We start from the raw sequence: 21000 nt of genomic DNA on the forward strand, positions 1-21000 counted from the left end.
CCGGACGGGGTTCATGCGCTGCGGCGGAGGTCGTCGTCATCGTCGTCGGTGTTCTCGCCTCGCGGGCCAGAGGTCGGTCGGTGTTTCGGGGGTGGACACGGTGGTCCGGTCTCGGTCGGCGTCGCCGGGCCGGCATCGCGGGGCGGTGGATCGGTTGATGGTGGTTGTTTGGGGGTGGGCGGCGGCATCGGGTCAGGTTGGGTCCAGGAGACCCACTTCCAGTCGGCTCGTTCACCAGCCCGGGGTGACCAGCGGTCGCTTCGCAGACCGAGGCCGGCAGCCCCAGCGGCGGGGTCGCCGCCTGGTGGGGGCACCACCGGGACGGGGGCAAGAGGCTGGCCGTGACGGTCGGCGCACACCAGCGAATTGAGGTCGGGGTTGCCGGTGATCACCAGGCGCCCGTCGTGGACCATTCGGTGATGGGCCCGGCACAACGCCACCAGGTTCGCTGTGTCGGTGGGACCGCCGTCCTCCCAGTGCACCAGGTGATGGATCACGAGATGCCGGCGGCTGCCGCAGCCCTGCACCACACAGCCGCCGTCGCGGTGCTCCACCACCGCCCGTAGCTTCGGATCGACCACCCGCTGGCGGCGGCCAAGGTTCACCTCGCCGGCGGTGGTGGTGACCCAGGCGCGCACCTGGGCGTCGCAGCTGAGCTCCCGGCGCAGCGAAACCGGCAGCACCGGGCCCAGGTGCACGCTCGCCCACGGATCCGGCTGGTCGGCGCGGAAGTGGATGTTGACCAGGTATCGCTCCGACGGCGGACGACCCGCCCTGCTCTCCGGGTCGAGCTGGTCGAGCGCGGCCTCGGCCATGCGCACCAGCGCATCGGCCCAGGAGATCTCCCCGGCCTCAGCCTGGCCGATAACCGGGTCGCCACCATGAGACGCGCGGAACAAGTCGTCGCGCGCTGCGGTCAACGCCTTCTCCACCAGCGCGCCCTCCGCCTCGCCCAACCCCAACGCCTGCAGGTGCCACCCGCCCAGATCACCGAAGCCGAAGCCCACCCGCCGCCGATCGACCGGCGGCTCGTCCGGGTCAGCGCCAGCGCCAGGCTCGGGCTCGACGCGCGGCAGGAACGACAACCCCCGACGCAACTGCGACACCGTTGCCTCCCGCGCCAGACCCGCCACCTCCTCATCATGCGAACCGCCCACCCTGGCGCGGGCGACCTCGGAAACGTGGTCCTCGCCGATCTCGCCCGACCCGAACGCCTCGCGCACCAACGGCAACGACATCAACGCCTCCGCCGCCGCCACCAAGCGGGCAGCCCGTGTTGACGACATCCCGAATCGCAACGACACCCAATGCTGCGCCGAGCGGATCCCATCGCACTCCCACAACCGCTCCGACACGGCGGCGGCGATCACCTCCACCAACCCCGCCGACGCCGCGTTCAACACCCCCACCAACCTGGCGCCTTCGGCCTCCAGCTCCCGAACCCGAGCCGCCCGCGCCGACACCGACACCGGCCGCTCCTCGAACGCCACACCCGCACCCATCACCCCATCATGACGACGGGGTGTGACAGCCAAACTGCTTCGACGATCAACCCGGCGCTGGTCTTCGATCACGTCGAACGCCTGGAGCGATCGAGGAAGACGAACCGGTCTCGCCCCCGTCCTCGTCGGCGCTGACGCCGGCAGTCGCTCAGGCGTCGTCGATCTTGATGCCGGCGTCGGCGAGGACAGCCACGGCCAAGGGCACGAGGAGGTCGCTCGACGCCGTGGCACCACGAAGGTGCAGGGCGCCCCGCAGGTCGTCGAGGGCGCCGCCTTCGAAGCAGACGTCCTCCATGCGGGCACCGCCGACCTCGCCGGCGGTGAGGTCGCAGCCGTCGAACCGGACCCGGGCCAGGCGCACGTTCGAGAGGTCCGACTCCCCCATGGCGCACCCGGTGAAGGTGGCGCCCTGCAGCCCTGCCATGCGCAGGCTCAGGCCGTCCATGCGGCAGTCGTCGAACGACACGTCCTCGAGGGTCGCGTCGGCCAGCACCGCCCCTGAAAGGCGGCAACCTCGCAGCGCCACCCTCACCGCCAGCAGACCGTCGAGGAGGGCCCCCGAGAGCTCGCAATCGACCAGCTCGCAGTCCATCAACCGCAGCCCCGGGAAGGACGCCCCGGTCAGCTGGCATCCCTCAAGCCGAGTGCCCTCGATCCGGAGGTCCGGGATGTCGGCACCGCTCCAATCGGCCCCGACGATGCGCGCGCCGTCGAGGGCCTCGCCGGCCGCCGGAAGCTCGCCGTCGTGGTCGTCGAGCTCGGCGGCCATGTCGGGGGGATCGACCACGCCCACCACCCGTCGCCTGGCACGCCCACCCATCAGCGGCACTGTAGGGACGACTCCACCCCTCAGGCTCGCTGCTCGACCCAGGTGGCGATGACGGCGGACCGGTCGTCGACGAGGCAGTGGACGCGGACGGCGCCGTCGGCGAGGTCGAGGTGAGCGCCGTTGTAGGTGATCACCCGACCCGAGGGCATCCAGGCCTGTACGGGCGCCTCACGGACCGGCGCCAGCTCGTCAGCATCGATGATCGCTAGCCCGCCGAGCTGGACCTTTCCCTGCGGCCCGGCGATGACGCCGATGCCGGTGGCCACCACGGTGTGGGCGTCCACCACGGTGAGGTCCTGGTGGTCGACGAAGAATGTGGGGTTCGGTCGCGAGCCGAGCACGATCCCGTCACCGCTCAGCCGGTACAGGGTCCGCCCACCCCACGACACGGCCAACAGCGTGCCGTCGGCGAGGGGGCACACGGCGCCGAGGTGGTCGGTGAAACGGAAGCCCACCGTGGGTCGGAGGTCGCCGTCGACGTGGAGCACCGTGGTCGTCGAGGCGGATCGGTACTCGGCTACGGGCACCCAGCACCCGCCGTGTTCGGAGGCGATGCCCCCGGAGTGGAACCGCTCACCGTCGGTCACGTCGAGCCGATCGAGTACCGACCCGTGACGATCGACGATGAGCAGCTCGCCCCGACCCTCCGTCGGGCGGACCGTCGAGACCAGCCAGTGGTCGCCCCACGACGTGAGGCCCTGGGGGTGCCCCACGTCGCCGCCCACGTCGACCGCCGCCTCGAGGCGCCAGCGCGTCGCCCGGTCGAGGCGGTGCAGCGAGGTCGTATCGGGCGCGCTCACAGATCCAGGGTCCTCCGGCCTAGCGCCCGTTGCCGCAGCCGACGTCGACCACTTCAAGCGACGAACCGGGCATCAGGCCGGCGAGATCGAGGACCCACGGGATGAGCTCGAAGGGTGGGTCTCGTCGACTCGTCGCCCATAGGCGCTGGCGGGCGGCGAGGTTCCCCTCCGTGGCGTACTGCGTCGGCGGGTTCTGCACCGTGGGACCGTCAGCCACCCGTCGCCCAACCCTCCGGAAGCGGGGCATCCGCCCATGCCGGGTCCGGTGTCCAGCTGGCCCACGTCGGGTCCCACCACCGCTCGCCGGCGTCGAGGCGCGCGCCGAGCTGGTTGCCGAGCGCCACCACCCACTCGACGAGCTCGCCCGAGTAGCGGCCCTCCGCCACCCGGTCGTCCAACACCTCGAGGTCCTTGAACGACCAGGTGCCGTCGGGCAGGACGACGATGTCCAGCTCGAGATCCTGGGTGTCGTAGCCGAGCGCGGTGCGACGGAAGGCGGTCTGCAGGTTGACGTACCAGCACGCCAGCGAACGGTCGGGCCCCTCCCACAGGTGCCAGATCGCGTGGTGCTCCCCCGGACGCTGGACCATGAGGCAGCCGTGCCCGACCCACGCCGACCGACCCCCCCACGGGTGGCGCCCGTCCGGGGTCGGCCAGTCGCCGTCGGGGAAGGCGAACTCGGCGCCCGGGGAGATGAAGGTCACCAGCTGCTCTTCGGAGTCCTCCACCACGTGCACGGGGCAGGCGAACCACGACGTGCCGGCGAACGACGGCGGCGATCCCGCCTCCTCGATGGGGCTGAGCCCGAGGACCTCCCGTCGCACGATGATCTCCCCGGGCTCCCACCGGCGAGACTCAGCCACCCCTACGGGAGCTCGTCGATGGTCACGGTGCCGGCGGTGCCGTCGACGGTGATGAGGGCACCATCGGGGATCTTGTGGGTGGCGCCGGTGACCGAGACGACGCAGGGGATGCCGAGCTCGCGGCTGACGATCACCGCGTGGGTGATCTGGGCGCCCACGTCGACGACCACCGCGCCCGCCGAGACGAACAGCGGCGTCCACGCGGGGTCGGTGACCGGGGCCACGAGGATGTCGCCCGGCTCGAGGGCCGTGGGGTCGGAAGGGTCGAGCACCACCCGTGCCCGGCCGGTGGCCGTGCCGGGGCAGCCGGGGATGCCGGCGAGCGTCGTGCCGACCTCGGACCTGGTCTGGTCGGCGGCGTCCCGGCGTGCCCAGGACGACAGCGGCGGGATCCCGTTGCGCGTGTCGAGCACGAAGGGCGGCTCGAGCTCGAACAGCTCAAGGTACTGCCGCTCGCGCGTCCGGGCCAGGTCTCCCCAGGCAGCGGGATCCTCGACCACGTCGTCGAGCTCCTCGTCGAGGAACATGAAGACCTGCTCGATGTTGTCGAGGTGCCCGGCCTCGACCCATCGCCGGCCGACCTCGCGGAGCGGGAGTCGCATCTCGTGCACGAGCTTGATGTTGTTGGTCTTGCTCCGCTCGCGGCCGGCCAGGAAGAGGCGGGCGGCGCGCAGGCCGGCCTGGAACTGCATCTTCACCTCGTCGGGCGTCTGCTCGAGCATCGACATGACCTTGGCCGCTGCCTCGTCGGCCTCGATCCGTCGAGAAGCCAGCTGCTCCACCGGAGACTGGCGCTCGGACGCATGGCGCATGCGGTCGACGGCGGCGAGGAACAACGCCGGCCTGGTGCCCCAGGTGTGGGAGCGCAGCTCCCACTCGTTCGGGCCGCGCGCGCCGAACCGGGCGATGAAGTCGTCGACACCGGCCAGGAACGCGGCCACGTCATCGCCCCGTTCCGCCCGCACGCGGTCGAGGAGGCCGTCGAGGCCCGCGTCGAACGCGGCGGTGAGCGCGGCCGACCCGGCCACCTGGCGACCGAGCGCCCACAGCGCCATCGAGGGTGCCGCCGAGTCGACGTCGCCGAGTCCCGCCACGAGGGTCATGGTGAGGCCCGGCTCACCGAGCTCGCCGCACACGCCGGCGACCGTGCCGGTGCCCACCCCCGACGCCGCCGAGGTCGAGATGTGGCGGCAGAACAAGCGCCGGTAGAGGGGCGTGAACGACCGGGCATGGTCGACGAGCTCCTGGTCGCCGAGCTGGTCGAACGGCGGGCGGGAGGCGATGAGGCGCTCCATCTGGCGGGCGTCGTCGCGCAGCTCGGGGAGGTCGTCGCGGGCGAAGATCCACGTCTCGAGCCACTCCTGCAGGAGGGCGGTGTGCTTCGGGCTCTCGTCGGTGGGTCGAGCCTCGCTCTCGTAGGACGGGATCCCGGGCATCTCGCCGAAGTACTGGAGGTCGACCATCTCGGGCGTGAGGCCCGGGAAGCGGACCCCGTAGATCCGGGTGAGCGACATGTTGAGGAAGAAGTAGCCACCGAAGCAGCCGATGGTGTTGGGCCGGTCGACCTCGAACTCGTCGCGGTCGGCGGTCCCGTAGCGGACGTAGGTGTCGCGCCAGCCGGCCTCGCCGGCGTTGATGATGGCCATCGAGCCCGACAGCGGTGAGACCGGGTCCGGGTACACCTCACCGGCGTTGGCCCGGGTGTAGATCGGGTACTTCTCGCTGGGCTCGTTGTCGGTGACCCATCGCTCGAGCTCGCTCATGTGACCTTCCCGATCCTGCTGACGACTGTGTCAGCGGTCACAGTAGCGAGGTCGGCAGCCAGGCTGCCGGGCTACCGGTCCGGGGTGGCGCAGGACCAAGATGGGCCCGTGACCGAGACGACCGGAGGCCACCCGACCGATCTCTCGGTCGGCTCGTTCAGCGACACCGCGCCCTGGCTGGTCGAGCCCGACCGGCTCCGCTGGCTGACCGGCCTCGACCGCGTGCGGGCCCGCACCCGAGCCGAGGTGCCACTGCTCACCCGTCGCCAGCGGATCCCGCCCCTCGGCCGCCTGCTCGCCACCATCCGCCACCTCGGTCTCCCGCTCGCCACCTGGGCCGTCCGCGAGCGACGGGCCGGACAGGCTGCGTCGCGGGCCGGGCTCTCCCGCCGGCTCCGGGCCGCGGCCGAGACGCTCGGGCCCACGTACATCAAGCTGGGCCAGATCATCTCCGCCGGCGAGGGCCTGTTCCCGGAGGAGCTGGTGGGCGAGTTCAAGCACCTCCGCGACCGCGTGCCGGCCGAGCCCTGGGACGTCGTCGAGCGGGTCGTGGTGGAGGAGCTGGGCCGCCCCATCGACGAGGTCTTCGCCTCCTTCGACCGCACGCCACTCGCCGCCGCGTCGATCGCCCAGGTCCACCGCGCCACCCTGCGCGACGCCGCCGACGGCGTTCCCGGCGCCGAGGTCGTGGTCAAGGTCCAGCGACCGCAGGTGGCATCGCTGGTGCGGCGCGACCTCCAGGTCATGTCGTGGATCGCCCCCACCCTGGTCGGGCGCATCCCGGTGGCGTCGCTGGCGAACCCCCCGGCGCTGGTCGAGCTCTTCGCCGACACCATCAGCGAGGAGCTCGACTTCCGCCTCGAGGCCGAGAACATGCTCGACCTGGCTCGGGTGCTCGCCGACCTCGGGCAGCGCCACTTCGTCGTCCCCCGCCCGCACCCCACGTTGATCACCCGGCGGGTCCTCGTCATGGAGCGCCTCTCGGGGTTCGCCTTCGACGACGTGGTGGGCATGAAGGACGCCGGCCTCGACACCGAGGCCGTGGTCCGGGGTGGGATGATCGGCTTCCTCGAGGGCGCCATGCTCCACGGCATCTTCCACGGCGACCTCCACGGCGGGAACCTCTTCGTGATGGCCGACGGCCGCACCGCCCTGCTCGACCACGGGATCACGGGGCGCCTCGACGAGGTGCGCCGCCTGGCGTTCCTCCGGCTGCTCATGGGTGCCGTCACCAACGACGTCCGCTCCCAGCTCGATGCACTCGTCGACCTCGGCGCCCTCCCGCCCGACACCGACCTCGACGCGGTCATCCGCGACCTCCGGCTCGACCAGGCGCCGGTCGACCCCATCACCATGACCGGCGACGAGCTCGTCAACGAGCTGCGCACCGTCGTGAAGGCGCTGCTGGGCTACGGCGCCCGCATGCCGAAGGAGCTGATGCTCTTCATCAAGAACATGGTCTTCCTCGACGGGGCCATCGCCTCCCTCGCCCCCGACCTCGATCTCTTCGCCGAGATCGGCGAGGTGGCCAACCACTTCGCCCTGACCCACGGCGAGCGGCTCACCGCCGACATCGGCCTCGACCCCCGGGAGGTCCAGGTCGACCTCGCCGGCATGAAGGCGAGCATGGGGATCCCCGCCGAGACCGAGGGCCTCACCTACCGCGACCTCCAGGAGCGGCGGGAGATCATCCGCAAGCGCCTCGCCGGCCGGGAGCGGCGCGGCCGCCGCCGGGGCTGACCAGCGCGCCGTCCCCGACCGGCGCACCGGCCACCGGTAGGGTCGGCGACCCATGCGACTCGTCATCGCCACCTGCTCGGTCGACTACGAGGGCCGCCTCAGCGCCCACCTGCCGCCGGCCACCCGGCTCCTGATGGTGAAGGCCGACGGCTCGATCTCCATCCACGCCGACGACCGCGCCTACAAGCCGCTCAACTGGATGAACCCGCCGTGTCGGATCTCCGAGGAGCCCGACCGGTGGGTGGTCACCAGCCCCAAGGGTGAGCGCCTCACCATCCACCTCGAGTCGGTCCACACCGACGTGACCCACGCCCTCGGCGTCGACCCCGGCCTCCAGAAGGACGGCGTCGAGGCCCACCTCCAGGTCCTGCTGGCGGCCAACCCCGAGGTGCTCGGCGACGGCCTGAGCCTCGTGCGGCGCGAGTACCCGACCGACATCGGCCCCGTCGACCTCCTGTGCCGCGACGCCGAGGGCGCCGCGGTCGCCGTCGAGGTCAAGCGTCGCGGTGACATCGACGGGGTGGAGCAGCTCACCCGCTACCTCGAGCGCCTCGACCGCGACTCCCGCCTGCGGCCCGTCCGAGGCATCTTCGCCGCCCAGCAGATCAAGCCTCAGGCGCGCGTGCTCGCCACCGACCGGGGCATCACCTGCGTCGAGGTCGACTACGACGACCTGCGTGGCATCGAGTCCGACACCCTCACGCTCTTCTAGGTTCAGGAGTCGTAGGTGACCCGGCCCTGGTCGATCACCGTGCGGCCGTCGCCGGTGGCGGTGGTGAACAGCGCCTCGCCGGACCCGAGGTCCCAGATCGAGACCGTGAGGTCGTCGCCGGGGAAGACCGGAGCCGAGAAGCGACCCTCCATCGACCGGAAGCGACCCGCCTCGCTCTGGCACAGCACGTGCAGGAGGGCGCGCCCGGTCACGCCGTAGGTGCACAGGCCGTGGAGGATCGGCCGGTCGAAGCCGGCCATCTCGGCGAAGGTGGGGTCAGAGTGCAGGGGGTTGCGGTCGCCGGACAGTCGGTAGACGAGCGCCTGGTGCGGCGAGGTGGGATAGGTGACCTGGTGGTCCGGCGCCCGCTCGGGCGGCACGTTGCGCGGCCCCGACGGCCCTCGCTCGCCACCGAAGCCCCCGGCACCCCGGATGAACACGGACGATCGGGTGGTGAAGAGGACCTCACCGCTGGAGGTGTCGGTGGAGGTCGCCTCGGAGACGATCACCGCGCCCTTCCCCTTGTCGTAGATGCCGGTGATCTCCGACGTCGTCGAGACGGTGCCCTCGACGGGGATCGGGCGCTTCAGCTCGAAGGCCTGCTCGCCGTGGACGAGCTGGGTGAAATCGATCTCTCCCACCTGGCCCATGGCGGACGCACCCCCGCCGGCGATCACGGCGAAGGTCGGCAGCACCAGTTGCTCGATCCCCCGGCTGTTCTCGGTGGTGTAGGCCAGCTCCTCGGTGCCCGCGCCAACGCCGACGGCGTAGAGCAGGGCGTCCTTCGAGTTCCACGACCGTTCCACGGGCCCGGCTGTGGCTCCGACGGCGGACGGGTCGATCGGCATGTGGTTCCCCCTGGGTTCGGTCCTCGTGGCTGGCGGCCATCGTGCCCCGCCCGGTCCGGGTGAGGCCAACCCACCGCCCAGAACGGGCATACTCGACCAGCCGCCCACCCGCCTCGCCCTCGGGACGACCCCTGACCGACCCCCGCCCATCCGCCCCCGCCGGGCGCCGCCGCGCCGCCACGACAGGAGCCCCACCTCGGAGACTGTGGCCGTGGCTCCTGGCCGCGCCCGTCGTGGTGGTGGCCCTCCTGTTCGTCGCCTGGTTCCTCGACGAGCGGCTCGCCGACGCCCGCGTCCCCCGGAACACCGAGCTGGCGGGTGTCGCCATCGGTGGGCTGTCGCGGGCCGGCCTGGAGCCGGTGGTCACCCGCCTGAGCGAACGCTACGACGGCGCGGAGGTCGTGCTCCGCAGCGATGGTGCCGAGCTGCGCCTCACGGGCTCGGACCTCGGGGTATCGCTGAACCGGGAGGCGACCATCGACCAAGCGCTGGCGACCGGCGCCGACCGGCCGCTGCTGCGCCGGTCGCTGGACTGGTTGACGTCGTTCGTGACGCCGCGCCGGGCCCCGGTCGAGGTGAGCGTCGACCGCTCACTTGTCGTCGAGGTTGTGGAGGAGCGGGACCCCACCGGCAGGGCGGAGCCGATCGAGCCCTCGATCGACGGAAGAGACGGGAGGATCGAGGTGGTCCGGGGCGAGCCCGGCCGGGGCCTCTCCGGCAGCGCCGTCGCCGATGCCCTGCCCTCGGCGGCGCGGAACGGCGACCTCCCCGTCGTGCTCGAGGTCGAGCCCGTCGCCCTCCCGCCCCGGTTCCCCGACGCCGACGCCCGCCTGCTGGCCAAGCAAACCCGTGAGATGACGGCGGCACCGATGCCGGTCGCGGCGGGCGAGGTCGAGGCACTGGTGTCCGTCGAGGTCCAGCGGGGCTGGGTGGGCTCCGTCGCCACGGAGACCCGCATCGTCCTGGATCTCGATCGCGACCAGATCCTCACCGACCTGGAAGACCTGCTCGGAGACGCCGGCCAGGACGCCGTCGACGCCACCGTCCGCGTCGAGGGCGGCGAGGTCGTCGTCGTCCCCGGCCGCGATGGCACCGCCTGCTGTGCGCCGGTGGCCGCCGACCGCGTCGTCGACGCGCTGCACGACTCGAACGTGAGCACCGTCCGCCTCCCCCTGCGAGACGTCTCGCCTCGTCGCACGACCGCCGACGCGCGCGAGCTGGGGATCGTGGAGCCCATCGGGTCGTTCACGACCCGCTACAGCGCCGGGCAGTCGAGGAACCAGAACATCCAGCGCATGGCCGACCTGGTGCGGGGCTTCGTGATGGAGCCCGGCGACCGGTTCTCGATCAACGGCCACGTCGGCGAGCGGACCCGGGCGAAGGGCTTCACCGACGGGGGCGAGATCCGCAACGGCGTCCTGGAGACCGCCGTGGGCGGGGGCGTGTCGCAGTTCGCCACCACGGCCTTCAACGCCGCCTTCTTCGCCGGCCTCGAGATCCCCGAGTACCAGATGCACTCCCTCTACTTCTCCCGCTACCCCTACGGGCGGGAGGCGACGCTGTCGTTCCCCAAGCCCGACCTGGTGCTGGAGAACAACACCGAGCACGGCGTGCTGGTCTGGCCGACCTACACCGACACCTCGATCACGGTGACCCTCTTCGGCACACCGACCTTCCACGCCGAGCAGACCGGCCAGACCGAGCGCCCGGCAGGGGACTGCACGCGGGTGACCACCGAGCGGACGCGGACACGCATCGCCGGGGGTTCGCCGAGCATCGACCGATTCCATGCCGTGTACCGGCCCGAGGAAGGTGTGAGCTGCCGATGACGGGCTCCCCGCCCTCGCCGAATGCCGCCTGACGCCCACGCCGGCCGTACCCTCCGCCCCGTGCTCGCCGTCGATGTCGCCGTGGTGGGTGCCGGGCCGGCCGGCGTGGCCGCAGCCGTCGACCTGGCTCGGGCCGGCCGCGACGTGCTGCTGGTGGACAAGGCCGTGTTCCCTCGCGACAAGTGCTGTGGCGATGGCCTCACCACCGGCGCCCTCCGCCGCCTGGAGGCGCTCGGCCTCGACCCCTCCTCCCTACCGTCGTGGCAGGCGGTCGACGACGTCGTGGTCCGAGGCCCCTCCGGACACGAGGTGCGGTTCCCCCTGCCGCGCGAACACGGGACCTTCGCCGCCGTGGTGCCCCGTGCCGAGCTCGACGCCGCGCTCGTGGCCCTGGCACGCCAGGCCGGGGTCCGCGTCGCTGAGGGCCAGGCCTGCACCGGCGCGGCCCTCGAAGGGGACCACCTCGTCCTCCACATCGGCTCCCTCGGCCCGGTTGCGGCGCGCTACGCCGTCGGGGCTGACGGCATGTGGTCGCCGTTGCGGAAGCTGCTGGGGGCCGACGAGGCCGGCTACCTGGGCGAGTGGCACGCCTTCCGCCAGTACGTGACCAACGTCGGTCCCCGGGCCACCTCCGAGCTCGTGGTCTGGTTCGAGCCCGACCTCCTGCCCGGCTACGCGTGGTCGTTCCCCCTCGCCGGGGGCCGGGCCAACGTGGGCTTCGGCATCCAGCGCGGAGGGAAGGTGGCGACGAGGGACATGAAGGCGCTCTGGCCGGCGCTGCTCGATCGCCCCCACATCCGAGCCGTCCTCGGACCCGATGCCCGCCTCGAGGGCAGCCACAAGGCGTGGCCCATCCCGGCCCGCGTCGGTGGGCTCCCCCTGAGCGCGGCCGGTGGCCGGGCCCTGTTCGTGGGCGACGCCGCCGCCGCCACCGACCCCCTCACCGGGGAGGGCATCGGCCAGGCCCTCCAGACCGGGGCGCTAGCCGCCCAAGCCATCGTGGCGGCGGGGGCCCTCGCGCCGGAGGTCGCAGCCGAGCGCTACGCGCGATCCGTCGCCCGGGAGCTCGCGCCCGACGCCGCCATGTCGCGGCTGCTCGTGCGGGCGATCCGCCACCGTCGGGGCGTCCGGTGGGCGCTCCGCGTGGCCGGGGCCATCCCCTGGACCCGGCGGAGCTTCGCCCGCTGGCTGTTCGAGGACTACCCCCGCGCCCTGGTGGCCACCCCGAGCCGGTGGGGTGTCCACAGCATGTCCGGGCCAGGGGCCTGGCAGACCTGACCCCTTCGGGTGGTGCCGGCATGGCCCGCGCGCGTCATTCCCACGGATCGTGGGTCTTTCACCTCAAGGAGTGGTCATTTCACTGCCGAAGTCGTCTACGTGATCACCCTGCCTCGAATCGGGGACCGCCGGCGACGCCGCGGTCTCCTTGCCGGCATCCTGGCGGCGGCCCTCATCCTGCCGCCCGCCGCCCTCCTCCCGGCCGCCGCCGCCGAGGTCCCGTCAGCATCCATCGTCCGGGGACCGTCGGCTCCCGCCGTGGCCGAGGCCGTCACGACCGCGGGCGGCGACGTGGGCCAGGTGCTGTCGTCCCTCGGCGCCGTCAGCGCCGACCTGACGCCCACCGCGGCACGTCGCCTCGCCGCCGCGGGCTACGAGGTCACCCCCGACGCCGACGTGGCGCCCACCTCCACCGAGACCAGCACGCTGACCGACGACGACCTCGCCGCCTTGCAGCTCTCGGCCGTCAACGGTGGGGCCGACCCCGAGGCCGGGGATGGTGTCGGCGTTGCCCTCATCGACACCGGCCTGCAGGGCGGCAACCCGGCCTTCGGTGACGTTCGCTCCGGCCCCGACTTCAGCGCCGAGGACGACGGGGATGACGCCTCCGACACCGACCTCCACGGCCACGGCACCTTCATGGCCGGCCTCATCGCCGGCGGTGAGGCCGGCGAGGTCGTCGCCACCGGCCTGGCCCCTGGAGCCCACCTCGTCCCCATCAAGGTCGCCGGTGCCGACGGCAGCACCAGCCTGTCGCGCATCCTCGCCGCCTTCGACTGGGCCATCGAGCACCAGGGCACCTACGAGATCGGCGTGCTCAGCCTCTCCTTCGGCCTCGACGCCCCGCCGGCGGCGGTCGACCCCCTCGTGGCTGCCGTCGAGGTCGCCTGGGCCTCGGGCCTGACTGTGGTCGCCTCCGCCGGCAACGACCCGAACAGCGTCACCTCGCCGGGCTGGGCACCCTGGATCATCACCGTCGGCGCCCTGGACCACGTCACGGCCACGGTCCCCGACTGGTCGGGGACCGGCATCGTCCACGGTGCCCGCAAGCCCGAGCTGGTCGCCCCGGGCGTCGGTGTCGTCTCCCATCGGGTCGCCGGGTCCACCATCGACGCCCGGCTCGACTCCGACTCCGACAGCCCCTACCTCCGGGGAAACGGCACCTCGATGGCCACCGCCCTCACCGCCGGGGCTGCCGCCGTCTACCTCTCCGCCCACCCCGACGCCACCCCGTGGGCCGTCAAGCGGGCGCTGACCGCGACGAGCACCCCGGTCGACGGCTCCGACGCCGGTGCCCTGGACCTCGGGAATGCCCTGTTGGTGGACCTCGACGCTGAGCCCCTCCACCCCGGCGCTGGGATCAGCGGCCCCGCCGACCCCGCCCTGGGCCTGGGCTCCGCCGACGACCCCGGTGGCCCGTGGGCCGGCACCCGCTGGAGCGACCTCCACTGGGACGGCACGCGTTGGTCCGGCACCCGCTGGTCCGGCACCCGCTGGTCCGGCACCCGCTGGAGCGGTGACGCCTGGGAGAGCTGGTTCCAGGGCACCCGTTGGAGCGGCACCCGCTGGTCCGGAACCCGCTGGTCAGGCACCCGCTGGAGCGGGATCGACTGGGACGGCACCCGCTGGTCCGGGACCCGTTGGAGCGGCACCCGTTGGAGCGGCACCCGCTGGTCGGGCACCCGCTGGTCGGGCACCCGCTGGAGCGCGCTCAGCTGGGAAGCATCCCCGACGTGAACCTGCGCCTGACCGTCGCTGCCGGTGTTGCGGCCCACACCGTCGTCGCCATCGGCCTGGGCGTCGCCCTCCTGCCCGAGGTGGGACGCACCACCTCTCCCATCGTCGTCGTGGCGCTGGCCGCCGCCTTCGCCGCGGCCAGCCTGCTGCCGCTGCACCTGGACTTCCGGCGCAGCGCCTGCACCGTGGTGCTCGACGAGGCCGTCGTGGTGGTGGCGCTGTTCGCCACCGGCCCGGTCGGGGTGATCGTCGCGGCCACCCTCGGCGAGGCGCTCCGCTGCGCCGTGTCACGGCAGCGCCCGCTCAAGGCCTCCTACAACACCGCGCAGAGCGCCAGCGCGGCAGCCGTCGCCGCCATGCTGTTCTCCGTTCTGGTCGACGGCGCCCCGGGCGCCCTCGACCCCGCCGCGTGGCTGGCGGCCCTCGCTGCCGCCGTGGGCTACGCGATCGTGAACCTCGCCTCCACCTCGTTCGTCCTCACCGTCGCCGAACAGCTCGACGAGGCATTCCTCGCCACGGTCCCGACCTACGCCTTCACGACCTCCGCCTCCACCTCGCTCGGGGTCACCGTCGTGGCCCTCGCCGGGGTGCACCCCGTCGCGCCGGTGCTGGTGCTGCCCCTGCTGGTCATGACGGTCGTCGAGTCGAGGCGCATGGCCGCCCACCGGGCGGAGCGCCTCCGCTTCGAGCGCCTGTACGCCGCCTCGACGCGGACCAGCCGACTGGCGGGCTTCGAGGAGGTCCTCGCCGCCCACGCGGACGAGGCCCGCCAGCTCGTGACGGGCGCCGTCGGCGTGTGCTGCGCGCCCAACGCCGACGGACGCTGGTCGGGCATGGTCGTCGACGACGACGGCGCCCGCCCCGCGGAGCAACTGCTGGTCGACGCCCTGGTCGAGCACGAGGGACACCGCGACCACGGCGACGACCACCGGCTGCCCAGCAACGCCACCCGCACCGCCCTCCCCTCCGCCACCGACGTCGTCACCGCCTCCGCCGGGCCCGATGCCGCCGCCAAGGTGATCCTGGCCGTCCTCAGAGAGATCGGCGCCGACGACCAGAGCGACATGCGGGTCGAGGTCCTCAGCGCCTTCGCCGGGCACACCGCCCTCGGTGTTGCCAACGCCCTCCTCTACGACGAGGTCGACGCCGCCTACCGCCACCAGCTGGACCTGAACCGCCAGAAGGCAGAGTTCGTGGCCGCCGTCTCGCATGAGCTGCGCACCCCCCTCACCACCACCCTCGGCGCCGTGCAGACCGTCCACCGCCTCGGCGACCGGCTCCACCCCCGCGACCGCGACCAGCTGCTGAGCGACGCCATCGCCCAGGGCCAGCGCCTGCGCCTGCTCATCGACGACCTGCTGCTCGTCGCCGCCGCCGAGCACCGCTCCATGACCGTCGACCTGCGCCACATCCCCCTCTCCGACATGCTCGCCGGCGTCACCGCCACGTTCGGCATCGCGGCCAGCGAGCGGCTGCGGGTCAGCGTCGACCCCGGCATGACCACCCTGCTCACCGATGAGCCCAAGCTCCACCGGGTGCTCACCAACCTCGTCGAGAACGCCCTCAAGTACGCGCCCGAGGGGCACATCGACGTCCATGCCGGCCTCGACGACGAGAGCGTCGTCATCACCGTCGCCGACCGCGGGCCCGGGGTGCGCCCCGAGGACCGCGAGCGCATCTTCGAGCGCTTCGTGCAGCTCGACCAGTCCTCGACGAGGGCGCGGGGAGGCACGGGGCTCGGGCTCCACCTCTGCCGGCAGCTCGTGGGCCTCCTCGGAGGCACCCTCACGGCCGGCGAGCGACCGGCGGGCGGCGGGCTGTTCACCCTGACCCTCCCCCTCCACCCCGTGGGCGAGGCGCCCGACGCGCCGCCCCACCACGACAACTCCCAGAACAGTCAGCGCGCCGGCACTCCCGCGCCGTCGCCCGAGCACGCAGAGGCAGGCACATGACCATCACCACCGATGAGGCGATCACCCGGCGCACGCGACGCGTGCTGGTGGTCGACGACGACCCTGTGATCCGGCTCATCATGACGGTGAACCTGGAAGCGGAGGGCGCCGAGGTGGTGGTTGCCGCCGACGGCTTCGACGCAGTGACCCAGGCCCTCGCCACCAAACCCGACGTGATCGTGCTCGATGTGATGATGCCCGACTGCGACGGCCTCACCGCCGTGGCCGAGCTGAAGGCCGACCCCCGCACCCGCCACATCCCGGTGGTCGTCCTCTCGGCCCGGGCCAGCGATGAGGAGCGCCTCCAGGGGTGGCAGGCGGGCGCCGACCACTACCTCACCAAGCCGTTCGACGTGCAGGTCCTCCTCGGCTTCCTCAACGACGTCCTGCGCAACCGGACACCCACCGCCGGGGTCTGACGGGCAGGGGGAGCGGGGCGGGGCACGAGGCGGCGGTACGATCGCCGCGTCCGCCACCACATGGAGCCCCGATGCGCACCCGCCTGACCGACATCCTCCAGATCGAGCACCCGGTGATGCTCGCCGGCATGGGCGGGGTCTCGTACTCCGCCCTCGTCGCCGCCGTCTCCGAGGCCGGCGGCTTCGGCTGCCTCGGCGCCTCGACCATGAGACGGGAGGAGATGATCGAGGAGATGGCGCGGGTCCGCGCCGCCACCGACAAGCCCTTCGGCGTCGACCTCCTGACGGCGTCGCCGGGCGACATGGTCGCCAATGTGGAGGCGATCATCGAGGGTGGCGCCCAGGTCTTCGTCGCCGGTCTCGGCGTGCCGCGCGACGTGGTCGACCTGTGCCACCGCAACAACTTGATCGTCATGAACATGTGCGGCAAGGTCCGCCACGCCATCGCCGCCGTCGAGGCCGGGTGCGACCTCGTCGTCGCCCAGGGGACCGAAGCCGGTGGCCACACCGGACAGATCGCGACGATGCCCCTGGTCCCCCAGATCGTCGACGCCGTGGGAGATCAGGTGCCCGTCGTCGCCGCAGGCGGCATCGTCGACGGCCGCGGCCTGGCCGCCGCACTGAGCCTGGGTGCCGCGGGGGTCTGGATCGGCACCCGCTTCATCGCCACCCCCGAGGCGCGGGCCGTGGTCGGCTACAAGGACACACTCCTCGACCTCCAAGAGGACGGCACGGTCGTCTCCCGCGCCTACACCGGCAAGACCTGCCGGGTGGTCCGCAACAGCTACACCCAGTACTTCGAAGAGCACGCCGACGAGCTCCAGCCCTTCCCGGCCCAGGCCGGTCGGGCCATGGGCGACGGCGTGTTCCACCTCGGCGGCGACGAAGCCACCTCCGACGTGGACCCCGAGCGCGAGTTCTTCCCGTGCGGCCAGGGGGTCGGCGCCATCGACGAGCTGGTGCCCGCCGCCGAGCTGGTGCACCGCATCGTGGCCGAGGCCGAGGAGGCCATCGACCGTCTCGCCGGGCTCCGCTCCTCGGTGTGACGTCGGCGGTCGGCACCGCCCGGTGACGGTGGCTCCGTGACGGCGGTGAGCCGGAGGCGGTTCCTCGGCGGCGCGGTGGCCGCCGGGGCCGCGGTGACCGGTCGAGGTGCCCGGGCAGCCCCGGCACAGGAGGGCCCCGTGACCTTCACCCACGGGGTGGCCAGCGGCGACCCCCTGGCCGACCGGGTGATCCTCTGGACCCGCGCGGTGGCGTTGGACGGCGCGCCGGTAGACCTGCGCTGGCTGGTGGCCACCGACCCCGACCTCGTCCACGTCGTCGCCGAGGGCACCGCCAACTCCGACGCCGAGACCGACTGGACGGCCCGGGTCGACGCCGCCGGGCTGGCGCCGGGCACCATCTACTTCTACCGGTTCGAGGCGGGGTCGACCGCGTCACCGGTGGGGCGCACCCGCACCGCCCGCGGACCCGGCGACGCTGGAGAGGTGCGCCTCGGTGTGGTGTCGTGCGCGTCCTACGTGGCCGGTCACTTCGCCGCCTACGCCCGCCTCACCGAGCGCGACCCCGACCTGGTGGTGCACCTCGGCGACTACCTCTACGAGACTTCGTCCGGTGCTTCGGTGCGGACGCACCAGCCGGCGGCCGACCCCGTCACCCTGGAGGAGTACCGGGCCCGCCACGCTCAGCAGCGCAGCGACCCCGCCCTCCTCGAGCTCCATCGGCGCGTGCCGGTGGCCGCCACGTGGGACGACCACGAGGTGGCGGGGAACGCCTGGCGGGACGGCGCCGAGGCCCACGACCCCTCCCGACAGGGGCCCTGGGGCGAGCGTCGGGCGGCCGCCATGCGGGCCTGGCTGGAGTGGCTCCCCGTCCGCCTCCCCGACCCCGACGACCCCGAGCGGATCTGGCGCTCGCTCCCCCTCGGCGGGGTCGCCGACCTCGTCCTCGTCGACACCCGCCACGACGACCGCGACGAACCCGTCGGTGCCGACCACCCCGATGCCGACGCCGCCGTCGCCGACCCCGACCGGCGCATGCTCTCCGACGCCCAGCGGGCGTGGCTGGCCGACGAGCTGCGCGGCTCCACCGCCGCCTGGCGGGTGGTCGCCAGTCAGGTCGTGGTGTCGCCGCTCGCCGTGGCGGTGCCCGAACCCCTCGCCGCCGCCGGGCGGCAGCTCGGCGTGGCCGTGGGCGGCCGGATCGTCAACGCCGACCAGTGGGACGGCTACGAGGCCGAGCGCGAGCGCTTCGTCGGACTGCTCGCCGAGGACGCGGTGGCCGACACGATCGTGCTCGCCGGCGACCTGCACTCGTCCTGGGCGTTCGAGCTGCCCGGTCCCGGCGGCGAGGGAGCCGACCCGGTGGCCGTCGAGCTCGTGACGCCGAGCATCACCGCCCCGTCCTTCGCCCGCCTGCTCGGCGTCGACGCCGCACCAGTGGCCGGTGCCGTGGCAGCGGCGCTCTTCGGTCAGCTCCCCCACCTCCGGTGGGCCGAGCTGCGCAGCCACGGCTATCTCGAGCTCGGCATCACCACCGACGGCGCCCAGGCCGACTGGTGGCACGTCACCGACGTCGACGAGCCCGACGCCGAGGAGGTGCATGCCGCGTCGTGGGCCGTCGAGCGGGGGACGCCGGCTCTGGTGGAAGCCGATGGCGCCATGGGCGCCAGAGCGGAGGAGGTCCCGGAGGCGCCGCCACCGGTGGGCACCGCAACCTCGGTCCCGCCAACCGACGGCGGCGGCGCTGGGCCATGGAAGTTCGGTTTGGTGGGAACCGCCGCCGTGGCAGCACTGGCCGTGGCCGTGCGGATGCGACGGAGAGGGAGCGATTGAAGGCCCACCTCGCTGGTGACCCGGACAGCACACCTCGCCTGGCGTCGGCCCGAGTCGTTGTGTGCGCAGCGAGCCTGCGCCAGATCTTCCTGTCCGGGGTTGACACTCCCAACCGGATGCGCTGATCATGAGCCCACACCTCCAACCGGAGGACCGATGGGGATAGATTTCTCGACGCCGAGAGGGGCCAGAGGTGGCTCTCGATCCCACCGATGTCACGGCCGGCGGAGGGCTGAGGGACAGGCGAGCGCGTCTCGGCATCCCAGCGGTGTTGGTGGTTCTCGCTGCTGCAGGCTGGTGGTGGAGCGTGCGGATGGCCGGTGAGATGAGTGGGGTGGCCTCCGCCGGCATGGACCCCATGGGTGACATGAGCGCAACGTCGATGGCCGGGCATTCGGTGACCTTCGCTGCATTCGTTGTCGCCTGGGTGGCGATGATGGCCGCGATGATGTTCCCGGCGATCTCACCGGTGGTCCGGTTGTATGCGCTTGCCGCTGCTCGCGGCCGGGTGGCTCCGTTGCCATTCTTCGTCGCCGCGTATCTCGTCGTCTGGGGCCTGGTGGGGGTCCCTGCTTACGTCGCGTGGCGGGCGCTCAAAGCGCCTCTCGCCGACGGCGCGACCTCTGCGGGCCGTCTGGCTGCGATCGTCTTGTTGGCGGCGGCCGCCTGGCAGCTCACGCCACTGAAGTCTGTCTGCCTTCGGCACTGTCGGTCACCGTTGTCGTTCTTCATGGAGCACGGTGGGAAGGCCAGGCGGCGGCTCGGCGCGTTCCGAATGGGTGCAGCCCATGGCTTGTTCTGCCTGGGGTGCTGCTGGGCGCTGATGGCCGTCCTCGTGGCGATGGGCACCATGAGCCTGGCCTGGATGGCCGTCCTTGCCGGGCTCATCTTCTTGGAGAAGAACGCCGCCTGGGGAGAGCGAGTGGCCACCATCGGAGCGGGCGCCTTCGCCGTTCTCGGCACAGGGCTCCTTCTGCACCCGCAATGGATCAGTTCACTGACATGAAAGGAAACCGATGACGACCACCGAGACGAAGACCGAGTGGAGACTGAAGGGCAAAGGCTACGAGTTCTGCAACTGCCAGCCCGGTTGCACGTGCAACTTCTCCGGCTTCCCCACCTCTGCTGATGGCAGCTGCAAGGCCGCCGTGGCCACCCGGGTCAGCGAGGGCAACTGCGGCGAGATCGACCTGTCCGGGATCGACGCCGTCGCCATCCTCGACTGGCCGAGCGCCATTCACGACGGTGGCGGCAAGGCGATCTTCGTGGTGCCGCCCGAGGTTTCCGAGGAGCAGCTCGGGGCCATGGCCCAGATCTTCACCGGTGAGCTCGGCGGCATGCCCTGGGAGATCCTCGGCACAACCTTCGAGGTGGCCGGAGTCGTCCGGGCTCCGGTGAACATCACCGACGATGGCATCAACAGCGGCTTCTCGATCCCGGGGGTGGGTGAAGCAAAAGGGGCGACCTTGAAGAACCCCGTCACCGACGAACCACACGGCGTCTCGATCGTGCTCGACCAGGGGTTCATCTGGAAGAAGGGCGACTGTGGCCAGGGAAGCTTCAACGTCGAAGCCGAAGGCATCAGCATGTCGTTCGAGAACAGCAACTGGATCTACTACGAGTTCGACTGGACCAACCAGGGATGAGCTGCACACCTGGGTGACAAGCCCCTTGTTGGGACGTGCCGTGTCTCAAGACATCGACGGCACGCCGCGCCTAGCGTGCAGCCAAAACGAGAGAAGGGGCTGTCATGGCAGAGAGCGTGTACACCGTCGTCGAGCTCATCGGGACGAGTACGGAGTCATGGGAGAAGGCGGCCGCAGCGGCGGTGACGACGGCATCGCAGTCGCTACGTGATCTTCGGGTGGCCGAGGTCGTCGAGCTCGACATG

At 72.3% G+C, this 21000-nt stretch carries 18 protein-coding genes; 11 read left to right on the forward strand and 7 right to left on the reverse strand.

Going from position 1 to position 21000, the window contains the following annotated elements; translation table 11 throughout:
- Positions 1-11 precede the first annotated feature (11 nt).
- The 6 genes from VMN58_12740 to VMN58_12765 form a co-directional block, all read right to left on the reverse strand.
- Positions 12-1502, reverse strand: coding sequence for a DUF222 domain-containing protein (locus VMN58_12740; GenBank protein ID HUF34064.1), 1491 nt, complete (start codon positions 1500-1502; stop codon positions 12-14).
- A gap of 148 nt (positions 1503-1650) precedes the next feature.
- A complete protein-coding gene (locus VMN58_12745; protein HUF34065.1) occupies positions 1651-2322 on the reverse strand; it encodes a pentapeptide repeat-containing protein in 672 nt (223 codons plus the stop codon).
- 29 nt (positions 2323-2351) lie between these two features.
- A complete protein-coding gene (locus tag VMN58_12750; protein HUF34066.1) occupies positions 2352-3131 on the reverse strand; it encodes a DUF6454 family protein in 780 nt (259 codons plus the stop codon).
- A gap of 19 nt (positions 3132-3150) precedes the next feature.
- Positions 3151-3348 carry a hypothetical protein gene (locus tag VMN58_12755; protein HUF34067.1) on the reverse strand — a complete coding sequence of 66 codons (198 nt, stop codon included), beginning with the start codon at positions 3346-3348 and terminating at the stop codon, positions 3151-3153.
- Positions 3341-3994, reverse strand: coding sequence for a DUF402 domain-containing protein (locus VMN58_12760; protein HUF34068.1), 654 nt, complete (start codon positions 3992-3994; stop codon positions 3341-3343). The genes VMN58_12755 and VMN58_12760 overlap by 8 nt, the downstream gene beginning before the upstream one ends.
- Before the next feature lie 2 nt (positions 3995-3996).
- Positions 3997-5757: a PEP-utilizing enzyme gene (locus VMN58_12765; protein ID HUF34069.1), complete on the reverse strand. Its 1761-nt coding sequence runs from the start codon at positions 5755-5757 to the stop codon at positions 3997-3999.
- A 108-nt stretch (positions 5758-5865) separates the two neighbouring features.
- Between VMN58_12765 and VMN58_12770 the strand changes: the two genes are divergently transcribed.
- Both VMN58_12770 and nucS read left to right on the forward strand, forming a co-directional pair.
- On the forward strand, positions 5866-7497 hold the full coding sequence (locus tag VMN58_12770) for an AarF/UbiB family protein (protein HUF34070.1): 1632 nt from the start codon (positions 5866-5868) through the stop codon (positions 7495-7497).
- A 52-nt stretch (positions 7498-7549) separates the two neighbouring features.
- Positions 7550-8209 carry an endonuclease NucS gene (gene nucS / locus VMN58_12775; GenBank protein ID HUF34071.1) on the forward strand — a complete coding sequence of 220 codons (660 nt, stop codon included), beginning with the start codon at positions 7550-7552 and terminating at the stop codon, positions 8207-8209.
- Between the two features lie 2 nt (positions 8210-8211).
- Here nucS and VMN58_12780 read toward each other — a convergent pair whose 3' ends face one another.
- Positions 8212-9057 carry a MaoC/PaaZ C-terminal domain-containing protein gene (locus VMN58_12780; protein HUF34072.1) on the reverse strand — a complete coding sequence of 282 codons (846 nt, stop codon included), beginning with the start codon at positions 9055-9057 and terminating at the stop codon, positions 8212-8214.
- 239 nt (positions 9058-9296) lie between these two features.
- On the opposite strand from VMN58_12780, the gene VMN58_12785 reads away from it, so the two are divergent.
- From VMN58_12785 to VMN58_12825, 9 genes are all read left to right on the forward strand, one after another.
- On the forward strand, positions 9297-10886 hold the full coding sequence (locus VMN58_12785) for a VanW family protein (protein HUF34073.1): 1590 nt from the start codon (positions 9297-9299) through the stop codon (positions 10884-10886).
- 60 nt (positions 10887-10946) lie between these two features.
- Positions 10947-12164 carry a geranylgeranyl reductase family protein gene (locus VMN58_12790; protein HUF34074.1) on the forward strand — a complete coding sequence of 406 codons (1218 nt, stop codon included), beginning with the start codon at positions 10947-10949 and terminating at the stop codon, positions 12162-12164.
- Positions 12165-12263: 99 nt separating this feature from the next.
- The gene (locus tag VMN58_12795; protein HUF34075.1) at positions 12264-13901 is read left to right on the forward strand and encodes a S8 family serine peptidase; all 1638 of its coding nucleotides are present in this window, start codon (positions 12264-12266) and stop codon (positions 13899-13901) included.
- Entirely contained in the window at positions 13898-15853 is a 1956-nt protein-coding gene (locus VMN58_12800) for a HAMP domain-containing sensor histidine kinase (protein ID HUF34076.1), read from the forward strand. The genes VMN58_12795 and VMN58_12800 overlap by 4 nt, the downstream gene beginning before the upstream one ends.
- Positions 15850-16272: a response regulator gene (locus VMN58_12805; GenBank protein HUF34077.1), complete on the forward strand. Its 423-nt coding sequence runs from the start codon at positions 15850-15852 to the stop codon at positions 16270-16272. The genes VMN58_12800 and VMN58_12805 overlap by 4 nt, the downstream gene beginning before the upstream one ends.
- 71 nt (positions 16273-16343) lie before the next feature.
- Positions 16344-17318, forward strand: coding sequence for a nitronate monooxygenase (locus tag VMN58_12810; protein HUF34078.1), 975 nt, complete (start codon positions 16344-16346; stop codon positions 17316-17318).
- Between the two features lie 36 nt (positions 17319-17354).
- Positions 17355-19109: an alkaline phosphatase D family protein gene (locus VMN58_12815; protein ID HUF34079.1), complete on the forward strand. Its 1755-nt coding sequence runs from the start codon at positions 17355-17357 to the stop codon at positions 19107-19109.
- 193 nt (positions 19110-19302) lie between these two features.
- Positions 19303-20115: a DUF2182 domain-containing protein gene (locus VMN58_12820; GenBank protein HUF34080.1), complete on the forward strand. Its 813-nt coding sequence runs from the start codon at positions 19303-19305 to the stop codon at positions 20113-20115.
- A gap of 10 nt (positions 20116-20125) precedes the next feature.
- On the forward strand, positions 20126-20755 hold the full coding sequence (locus VMN58_12825) for a DUF1326 domain-containing protein (GenBank protein ID HUF34081.1): 630 nt from the start codon (positions 20126-20128) through the stop codon (positions 20753-20755).
- Positions 20756-21000 lie beyond the last annotated feature (245 nt).

It is taken from the genome of Acidimicrobiales bacterium, assembly GCA_035512495.1.
GTDB lineage: Bacteria > Actinomycetota > Acidimicrobiia > Acidimicrobiales > CADCSY01 > DATKDW01.